The organism is Gardnerella sialicivorans subsp. sialicivorans, from assembly GCF_056746795.1.
Window position 1 is genome coordinate 61,079 of the sequence record NZ_JBWPXA010000008.1, and the last position, 9,359, is coordinate 70,437.

Below are 9,359 nucleotides of genomic sequence, written 5' to 3' on the forward strand. Positions count from 1 at the left end.
TACCTTCTTGTTAAGTGCAATTTGGCGCGGCTACAACCAACATAATCAAGGGTTGCTATTCGCACATTTTAGGTAAATATATTATTCACGGCACAAGGAGTCAAATATGACTAAACACGTCGCGCCGAAAGCCAAGACTACTGCGGCGGCATTTGCCAAAGAACTTCAAGAACATCTGAAGTACACCCAGGGTGTCACCCCAGAACAGGCCACTACGGCTGATGTGTATGTTGCCGCTGCTACCGCTGTCCGTCGTCATTTGATGGACTCTTGGATGCAGACACAGCATGACATGATTAACGGAAACACAAAGGCTGTTGGCTATTTAAGCGCAGAGTTCTTAATGGGCAAGCAGCTTGAAAATGCTTTGCTTAACGCTGGCCTTACCGATCAATTCAACAAGGCTGTTACAAAGCTTGGTTTTGAGCCAAAAGATGTTATCGATGCTGAGTATGAGCCAGGTTTAGGTAACGGCGGTTTGGGTCGTCTCGCAGCCTGCTTTATTGACTCGCTCGCCTCTATCGGCGTTCCAGCATTCGGCTACGGCATCCAATATCGTTACGGCATTTTTAAGCAGCGCTTCGACGAGCAGGGTAAGCAGGTAGAAACTCCTGATTACTGGCTTAGCAACGAAGAGCCATGGGGCCACATCGACTATGGTCGAGATCAGCGCGTTAACTTCGGCGGCGAAGTTGTTGAAGAAAACGGCAAGCGCGTTTGGAAGCCAGCATGGGCTGTTCGCGCAGTTCCAGTTGACTACATGGTTCCAGGCTACAACTCTGGTCGCGTAAACACTCTTCGCTTGTGGACTTCTAAGTCTTACGACGAATTTGATTTGCTCACATTCAACAAGTCTGAGTACTTGGATGCTGTTAAGCCACAGGTTGAAGCAGAAAACATTTCTAAGATTCTTTATCCAGAAGATTCCACTCCACAGGGCAAGGCTTTGCGTCTTGAGCAGCAATACTTCTTCGTAGCTGCTTCTATTCACGACGCTATTCGCGTATTCTATCCTGGTCAAGATAAGCCAGATCTTACAACCTTCCCAAGCAAGATCAACTTCCAGTTGAACGATACTCACCCAGTTATTGGTATTCCAGAGCTTATGCGCGTTCTTATGGACGAGTACGGCTACGATTGGAACACCGCTTGGGGCATTACTACTAAGACATTCAACTACACTTGCCACACGCTTCTTCCAGAAGCTTTGGAAGTTTGGCCAGCCAAGCTTATTGGCGAACTTTTGCCACGCCACCTTGAGATTATTCAGGGCATTAGCGAGCAGTTCCGCAACGAGCTTCGCAGCAAGGGCGTTTCCGAAGATCAAGTTGAGCGCATGCGCATTGCTACCGACGCCGACGAAAATGGCGAAGGTGCTGTAGTTCGCATGGCTTACTTGGCTACCTACGGCGGCTCTTACGTTAATGGCGTTGCTGAGCTTCACTCTGAGTTGTTGAAGGATGTTACATTAAAGGACTTCTCCAGCGTTTACCCAGATAAGTTCAAGAACGTTACTAACGGCGTAACTCCTCGTCGTTTCGTTCGCTTGAGCAACCCACGCATGTCTGCTCTTATTACTGAGGGCTTGGGCACAGACGCATGGCAGGGCGATTTGGAGCTTCTTGAAGGCTTGAAGCCATTGGCTGACGATCCATCCTTCGTGAAGAAGTTCGCTAAGGTCAAGCAGGAAAACAAGCTTGCCTTCGTTGATTTTGCAAAGCAGAAGTATGGCTTTGAGATCAACCCAGACACAATGTTCAACACCATTGTTAAGCGTTTGCACGAGTATAAGCGCCAGTCCATGAAGATCCTCCAGGTTATCTCCACATACGCTGGAATCAAGAATGGCACAATCGACGTAGACAAGATGCTTCCACGCACCGTGTTCTTCGGTGCTAAGTCTGCTCCAGGCTATGCTATGGCAAAGCTTACGATTCAGCTCATCAACAATGTTGCCCGCGTTGTGAACAACGACCCAGCTTGCAAAGGAAAGCTCGCAGTGTTCTTCCCACCAAACTACAACATTGAACTTGCTATGAACTTGATTCCTGCAACCGATTTGGATGAGCAGATTTCTCAAGCTGGTAAGGAAGCTTCTGGCACTGGTAACATGAAGTTCGCTTTGAACGGTGCTTTGACTGTTGGTACTCTCGATGGTGCAAACGTTGAGATTCGCGAGCGCGTTGGCGCTGAGAACTTCTTCCTCTTCGGCATGACTGTTGACGAGGTTGAGAAGCTCTACGCTGAAGGCTACGATCACGGCGGCTCCCGTAAGTACTATGAGTCCGATCCTCGCTTGAAGACTGCTGTAGACATGGTTGCTGACGGCACATTCTCCAACGGCGACAAGAGCGCGTACGAACCACTCGTCAACGATTGGCTTACCCACGATTACTTCATGGCAATGGCTGACTTCAGCTCTTACATGGATATTCAAGCTCAAATTGAGGAAACTTACCGCGATCCAATGAAGTGGGCTCGCATGGCGGTTTTGAACGTAGCCAACTCTGGTTACTTCTCTTCTGATCGCTCTATCGAAGATTACCTCGATCGCATTTGGCACACTGGCGCTCTTCCAACTGCTGAATAAGCAAAAGGCGCTAATGACTGTAATAGCCATTAAATAAATAAAAAGAGCAGTGGAAACATTTTTCCGCTGCTCTTTTTATATGTTTTATGCGCTTTATGCGTTCTTCAATCTTTTATAAAATGTGTTACTTGTAATCTTAAAGTCATACAATATAACGCGGTAAATATACGTTTTAATTAATCTAAGATTAAGGAAAAAATATGTCTGTAGAAGAAAATATGCAGCATAGTTTGCTCCCAGAAGGTGCCGAATTATTAAACGGATTATATTCTGTAAGGGATTATATACAAAAGTTTAATGAAAAACTTAGCTTGTTTATGCAAGCAGAAAAAGAAAAACGACAATTACTATCTGAACAGCAACTTATTCTTAAAAAACTTATCAAAACAGACAGCGCTAAAGAAAAATCTGATTATGGTCTTTTTATGGCTGGTATAGCCTTTAGCATCGTATTCGGAGTTATTACTGCATTAAGCGGCAATATTAACGGACTTATTTTTTGCGTAGTTATAACAGCTGTATTTGCTGTTGGAAAAGCAAAGAATAGCAAAACAATGTTAAATATAGGAAGAGTCTTACTTGTTCTGCTTATATTAGCTTGGCTTAGTGGATTGTGGAATACTTATAATTTTTCGGTTAAATACAACAATATTGGATCGTTCGTAATTTATGCTGCTATTAATGTTATTGCATTTATTGTTGCAGCTATTGTGGCTGCGATTATTGTTAAAAAATATAATAAAAAAATTAATCGCGATAACAATAAAGAAGAAAAACGTGTTTCTGAATTAAATGCACAAATTAAAGAAAAGAATGATCAGATTGTTCAACACAATAACATGGTTGACGAACGTCGTAGTGCATTATACAAAGAAATGAATGACATTAAAGAGCATATGCTTGCAGAAACTTCTTCGTGGTATCCAAATGATTACTATGTTTTAGATTCTGTTGAATATTTTATTTCTCTAGTTAAGAATCACGAGGCAGATACAATCAAAGAGATGATTACTGCATACAAGCGAGATCAATATCATAACCAAGTTCTTAATAATCAAATGGATATGAGGCAAAAGCTAAATGCCATGGTCGATAATCAGAAGACAATGCTTGAGAATCAAGAAGAGATGATTAAGCTACAGAAGATTTCTAACGTTCTTCAAACTATACAATGTGTTAATGGCTTTATTATTGCAGACAATACAAGTGCAATTGCTAACAACACTAGAGAGATTGCAGACAATACAAGAGGAATCGAATGGAATACTCGACCTCATTCTTCTTGGTTCTAAAAATATTTAGATAAAACACAAAATAAAAAACAAAATAAAAAACGAGTGGCGGCAGGTTCTCAAATAAATCTACCGCCACTCATTTTTATAAACAGTTAAGCTATTAAGCTTCTACTGGCTTACTAGCTTCTTCGTCTTTATCTTCTTTTTCTGCGCCTATGTTAATTGGCGAAGAGCTGTTCTCCCATGGCTGCTCCCATGGATCATAATCAGGATTATGCTGCTTGTAAACATACAATGCCGCAATACCTGCGAGCAGTGCTCCAAAGAGCAGTGCAAAGAACTTCCAACCGCCAGAGGACCTGTTCTCCATGATGGCTCCTTTCGTTAAGCTGACCTGCTCGTCCAAGTCAACGTTTTTATCGAGTTTACTCGTGTATTCACTATAATAGTGATTTTTTTTAACACTTGCATCTTTTTGTTATATTTTTATGCACAAAACAGCATAAATCTTACAAAACATTTTTAATGACTATTATTACTTACTTGTGTATGCAAATTTGTGTATGCAATTAGATAATGTTGTTTTATGAACAATTTTGACATAAACACCATTGTTAAGCGCTTTAAAGCTAATTGCAAAACCGCAACGTATTCAATTATCTACATTTGCGTGTTTGTGTGGATTATTGAGATGATTCTTCACACTTTTTTGCCAAGCGCATATCAACTATTTGTTGAAAATACTGCTTTTGCACCATTTTTGATTACAAAAGCAAGCTGGACTTGGTTTACGTCTATGTTTGTTCACGCACCAGAACTTACGCACATTCTTTTTAACATGATTTGCTTGTATTCGCTTGGCATAGAGCTTGAGAGATTCTTTGGTAAGTGGAAGTTCTTTTTCTTATATGCCATTAGTGGACTTGGCGGATGTGTTGCAACTCTACTTTATTCAAAGCTTACGCAAGACTGGATAATCGCAGCTTATGGCGCATCAGGGGCGATTATGGGGCTTATTGGCGCTCTTTTGGTTGCGCAATGGCGACTTGGCGAAAGCGTTAATGGCACTTTAATTTGGATTGGTCTAACGCTTGCAATGCCTCTTTTGGTTCCAAATATTGCTTGGCAAGCTCATATTGGTGGAATTGTTACTGGAATAGTGCTGTCTACTTTACTTGGCACTAATAATCCTCTTCTTAAAAAAGCATCTTTTAATGAGCGATTTGCTATTTATTCTTTACTAACACTTATTGTTCTTCTGGCAATAAGCGCATTCTGTTTGCAATAAATAGCGTTAAATTACACGCGTGTAGTTCTCCACAATTGTGGACATAAATGTGCATAACCTGGGTATAACATGGGTATATCTAAATAAGTTATCCACATTGTTGTACACAATCGTTGATAACTCTGCATTTTAAGGCATGTTAATAAGTGTATAAAAGTTATCCACATTTTTGGAAAATTGTGACTTTCTCTAAACCTTAATCAAAAATAGAATTATGCAATCTAACAACACTCACACAAAACAACTACAAGATCAAAATCAGCAAACTATTGATTTTATTCTTCAAAATCAAAACACAAACCCAAAAGAAGCTGCTCTAAAAGCGTCTAATAACCCAAACGTGAATGTTGCTTTTGCTGTTAATCAAATAAGCGGAAAGCAGATTGCAAAAACAAAACTGCCAATGTGGTATAAAAACAATCAAGTTATTTACCCATCACATATTTCTATGGAACAGTGCTCGTCGCAAGCAACCGCGCAATATAAAGCACGCATCGCAAATCGTCTTATAAAAAACAACAATATTGATAAGTGCAAAACAACTCTAATCGACTTAACTGGCGGATTTGGAGTAGATTGCGCAATTATGAGCCAAGAGTTTTGCAAAGCCATTTGCGTAGAAACTCAAGAAGAACTATCGGCCATAAGCCAGCACAATATGACTGTTATGCGCTTAAACAATGTTCAATGCGTAAACTCAACAAGCGTAGAAGTGCTAGAAAAAGTAGACTACGCAACGATTATTTATATTGACCCAGCAAGACGAGATAAAAGTGGAGCTAGAACGTACGCGATTAAAGATTGCACGCCTAATGTTTTAGAGCTAAAACCAAGCATGCTGCAAGTAGCGAAATTTGTGATTATTAAACTATCTCCAATGCTTGATTGGAGAAAAGCTGTTTGCGATTTTTGTGGAAACGTTAGTCAAGTACACATTGTTTCACACAATAACGAGTGCAAAGAACTGCTTTTAGTGTTGGACTCAAACATGAATTCAACTATTGAAGTTTATTGCGCAAACAATGACTCAATAACCGTTTTTAACGCAAAATACAATCCAGACTTAAATAAAGTAGAAGAAGAATCGCAAGAATCGCAAGAATCGCAAGAATCGCAAGAATCACAAGAATCACACCTACAAAACGCGCAAAACTCAAGTGATTTAATCATAAATAATTGGAAAAACTGCGCTAAATATGCTTATGAGCCAAATTCTTCAATTATGAAGTCGGGATGCTTTAAGATTTTAAGCTCTAAATACAACGTGTTTCAAATCGCAAGCAACAGCCACGTTTTTATATCTTGCGAATATAAATCAGATTTTCCTGGAAACATTTGGAAAATAGACAATATTTGTAGCTTAAACAAAAAAGAAATCAGCAAAGCTCTTTCTAAAATAACCTACGCAAATATTGCAACATACAATTTTCCGCTAAGCGTAAACGACCTAAAGAAAAGACTTAAGCTAAAAGACGGTGGAAGCACTAGGATTATTGCAACTACCGATTCTAAAAATAACCATATTCTTATTTGTGCAAGTAAAGCGGAGTAATAAACACACAAAATACGCAAAACACACAAAGTACGCATATAAAAATGGCTGCACGCTTATTACATGCAGCCAAAATCAAATTATCTACAAGCTATATAAAGCTATCAAGCTATCTATAAGCTATCTCCAGCACATTGTCATTAAGAACCCAGCCATAACCAAGCATGCTGCAATCAAAAGATTAAACGCTCCAATTCCTGGAATTGGCAAAGCAGGATTCAAGTAATAAATAACAGCCCAGAACAAGCCAACAATCATAAGCGTGCAAAATAGTGGAACAAACCATCCAGCGTTAGCTTTAGTGCCCTTAATGGACTCTTCCACTCTGCGAGTATTTTCTTCTTGACGCTTCATCATGCGCTGTATTTGCGGAGACAACGACTCTTTATCGGCAGTTGCATTCAAAACAGCTTCAACCTGTTCCATAGGAACACCATACAAGTCTTCTTTAGAAGAGTTTTGAGATTCATCCACATCGGCAGATGAAGTGGTGTTCGATTTATTCAATTCTTCGTCAGCCATAACAGTAACACTCCAATCAATCGGCTACACGCTATAATAATAGTTACACTCGAACGCAAGAAGAAGAATGGGTATTATGGTAAAACAAACAGGTAAACACGGCGCTAGAAAATCGCTGTTAGGAAGCATTGCCGTTGCCCTAGCAATTTGTTTTACTGGTTACTTATTCGTTACTAATTTGCGCATAAATCGTACTGCATTCGTAACTTCCGATACGGGGCAAATGGTGGAAAGAAATTCTCAAAGAGCAAAAGCTTTGCGAGAAGATGTTAAAGAGTTAGATTCTAAAATTAATCTTCTAAACAAAACGTTAACGAGTAGCCCAAGCGGGTCCGATTCTTCCGACGATACTGGCGCAAGCACAATGCTCCCAGCAATACAAGGACCAGGAATTACGGTAACACTAAACGATTCGCCACTTTGGAAAACTGCCGTAAACGGGTCTGGAAGCTCCGCAAACATAAATGACTATGTAATTCACCAACAAGATATAGAAGCCGTTGTAAATGCACTCTGGAAAGGCGGAGCGGAGGCTATAACAATTCAGGGTCAAAGAATCTTGTTTAATTCAGCTGTTGTTTGTATTGGAAATGTGCTTATGTTGCAAGGCCATCAGTACTCGCCACCGTATAGAATATCTGCTATTGGTTCAATAGAAGACATGATAGAATCGTTGGATAATTCTCCAGCAATTCAAACATATAAAGACTATGTCAGTACTTTTGGACTGGGATGGAAAGTGGAAAAAAGGGGAAACTTAAAGTTCTTAGAGTCGTCTGCCCTATTGCAGCCTCTAAGGTTTGCTTCGGTTCCAAAAGATGCAGATATTATTGACAATATTCCCCAACACCATTCCACCAAACAATAAAGGAGTAAAATGAAGCGTTCTAACTACAAGCACGAACGTAGCGAAGCCAAAACAACAAAGGCTAGTGCACTTTGGACAATAGCTGGCGTTGTTGGAGAACTTCTTATAGCTTTTGCAGTTGTTTGCGCATTGTACATTGTCTGGCAAATGTGGTGGACGGGCGCTCAATCTGAGCATGTACAGTTTGAAACCAGAGAGGCTGTTTCATGGAAGAATCCTGCTGCTGGCAAAAAAACCAAGATTGCTCTTCCTCAAGTAGACGATCCTCCTAAATTGCAAAGAGTAAAGTATGGAGAACTTCTTGCTCGAGCATACATTCCTAGGTTTGGCGATCAATGGGAGCGCAATATTGTTGAAGGCGTTAGCCTAGAAATATTAAACAGGCGAGGACTTGCACACTTCCCTAAAACAGAGATGCCGGGAGAAATCGGAAACATTGCTATTAGTGGTCACCGAAACGGCTACGGCCAGCCTTTAGCAGACGTTGACCGATTCCAAAAGGGTGATCCTATTATTATTCGTACAAAAGATTATTGGTTCGTTTATAAGTACGTTACGCACAAGATTGTTAGACCAGATCAAAGTGAAGTTCTTGATCAAGACCCAATAAATCACAGCAAGAACCCTAAAAAGCGCATGATTACGCTTGTTACTTGTGAGCCAAAATATTCAACTCCTAAGTTCCGCTTTATTAGCTTTGGCGAGTTTGATTATTGGGCTAAGGTTTCCGATGGTATTCCTAAAGAGCTTTCTACAGTAGATTCAAATGGTCAAGTTAAGTTTGTAAATAACGAACAGCAGTCTTTGGCTTCTAAGCTCGATTCGCTTGTTCCAGTTATGCTTATTGCTATAGTTGCGTACATTATTATCTTCGCTGCAGCAGCTGTCGCTTGGCAATGGCCTCTAAGACGTCAAATCCGAGCTGGATTAAAGCCAAAGCCAGAATTCAGCATTTTTGGCGGACTTATGCGATTGCAGCCTGGTATTTTGCCAATAAGATTAGTTCTTTGCGCACTAATCTACGTAACAGCAATTGCAATTCTTATGCAATGGATATATCCGTTTGTTTCTGCAACAATTCCATTCTTAAGAGAAATGTCTGCATATACAACAACGATTTATTAATTCGCTTCTAATAAGCTAGGAATCTATTAGTTTACAGTTTACTTGTCTAATTAGTTTTCTAGCTTATTAGACTGCAAGCAGCTTATAAATCATTGGTTTGCTAGCTTATTAAAACAGCTTATTAAAACAGCTTATTAAAACAGCTTATTAAAACAGCTTATTAAAACAGCTTATTAAAA

General features: G+C 40.0%; 8 protein-coding genes. 6 read left to right on the forward strand and 2 right to left on the reverse strand.

Features of this window, described 5'->3' with window-relative positions; translation table 11 throughout:
• Positions 1–106 precede the first annotated feature (106 nt).
• Positions 107–2,590 carry a glycogen/starch/alpha-glucan phosphorylase gene (locus AC1EKB_RS05950; RefSeq protein ID WP_481249112.1) on the forward strand — a complete coding sequence of 828 codons (2,484 nt, stop codon included), beginning with the start codon at positions 107–109 and terminating at the stop codon, positions 2,588–2,590.
• A 200-nt stretch (positions 2,591–2,790) separates the two neighbouring features.
• Positions 2,791–3,882 carry a hypothetical protein gene (locus AC1EKB_RS05955; protein WP_481249113.1) on the forward strand — a complete coding sequence of 364 codons (1,092 nt, stop codon included), beginning with the start codon at positions 2,791–2,793 and terminating at the stop codon, positions 3,880–3,882.
• A gap of 103 nt (positions 3,883–3,985) precedes the next feature.
• On the opposite strand, the gene AC1EKB_RS05960 is transcribed toward AC1EKB_RS05955, so the two are convergent.
• Entirely contained in the window at positions 3,986–4,195 is a 210-nt protein-coding gene (locus tag AC1EKB_RS05960; RefSeq protein ID WP_032817642.1) for a hypothetical protein, read from the reverse strand.
• Between the two features lie 216 nt (positions 4,196–4,411).
• On the opposite strand from AC1EKB_RS05960, the gene AC1EKB_RS05965 reads away from it, so the two are divergent.
• Together AC1EKB_RS05965 and AC1EKB_RS05970 are read left to right on the forward strand one after the other, a co-directional pair.
• Positions 4,412–5,113: a rhomboid family intramembrane serine protease gene (locus tag AC1EKB_RS05965; RefSeq protein ID WP_415694785.1), complete on the forward strand. Its 702-nt coding sequence runs from the start codon at positions 4,412–4,414 to the stop codon at positions 5,111–5,113.
• A gap of 214 nt (positions 5,114–5,327) precedes the next feature.
• Positions 5,328–6,665, forward strand: coding sequence for a THUMP-like domain-containing protein (locus AC1EKB_RS05970; RefSeq protein ID WP_481249114.1), 1,338 nt, complete (start codon positions 5,328–5,330; stop codon positions 6,663–6,665).
• Positions 6,666–6,785: 120 nt separating this feature from the next.
• Here AC1EKB_RS05970 and crgA read toward each other — a convergent pair whose 3' ends face one another.
• Positions 6,786–7,187 (reverse strand): cell division protein CrgA, encoded by a 402-nt coding sequence (gene crgA / locus AC1EKB_RS05975; RefSeq protein WP_415694782.1) that lies wholly within the window; start codon positions 7,185–7,187, stop codon positions 6,786–6,788.
• Positions 7,188–7,263: 76 nt separating this feature from the next.
• Between crgA and AC1EKB_RS05980 the strand changes: the two genes are divergently transcribed.
• On the forward strand, positions 7,264–8,055 hold the full coding sequence (locus AC1EKB_RS05980) for a DUF881 domain-containing protein (RefSeq protein ID WP_481249118.1): 792 nt from the start codon (positions 7,264–7,266) through the stop codon (positions 8,053–8,055).
• 9 nt (positions 8,056–8,064) lie between these two features.
• A complete protein-coding gene (locus AC1EKB_RS05985; RefSeq protein WP_481249115.1) occupies positions 8,065–9,180 on the forward strand; it encodes a class E sortase in 1,116 nt (371 codons plus the stop codon).
• Positions 9,181–9,359 lie beyond the last annotated feature (179 nt).

Coding starts and splice junctions, on each gene's coding strand:
- AC1EKB_RS05950 (WP_481249112.1), top strand. CDS start 107: ATGACTAAACACGTCGCGCCGAAAGCCAAGACTACTGCGGCGGCATTT.
- crgA (WP_415694782.1), bottom strand. CDS start 7,187: ATGGCTGACGAAGAATTGAATAAATCGAACACCACTTCATCTGCCGAT.
- AC1EKB_RS05960 (WP_032817642.1), bottom strand. CDS start 4,195: ATGGAGAACAGGTCCTCTGGCGGTTGGAAGTTCTTTGCACTGCTCTTT.
- AC1EKB_RS05965 (WP_415694785.1), top strand. CDS start 4,412: ATGAACAATTTTGACATAAACACCATTGTTAAGCGCTTTAAAGCTAAT.
- AC1EKB_RS05955 (WP_481249113.1), top strand. CDS start 2,791: ATGTCTGTAGAAGAAAATATGCAGCATAGTTTGCTCCCAGAAGGTGCC.
- AC1EKB_RS05985 (WP_481249115.1), top strand. CDS start 8,065: ATGAAGCGTTCTAACTACAAGCACGAACGTAGCGAAGCCAAAACAACA.
- AC1EKB_RS05980 (WP_481249118.1), top strand. CDS start 7,264: ATGGTAAAACAAACAGGTAAACACGGCGCTAGAAAATCGCTGTTAGGA.
- AC1EKB_RS05970 (WP_481249114.1), top strand. CDS start 5,328: ATGCAATCTAACAACACTCACACAAAACAACTACAAGATCAAAATCAG.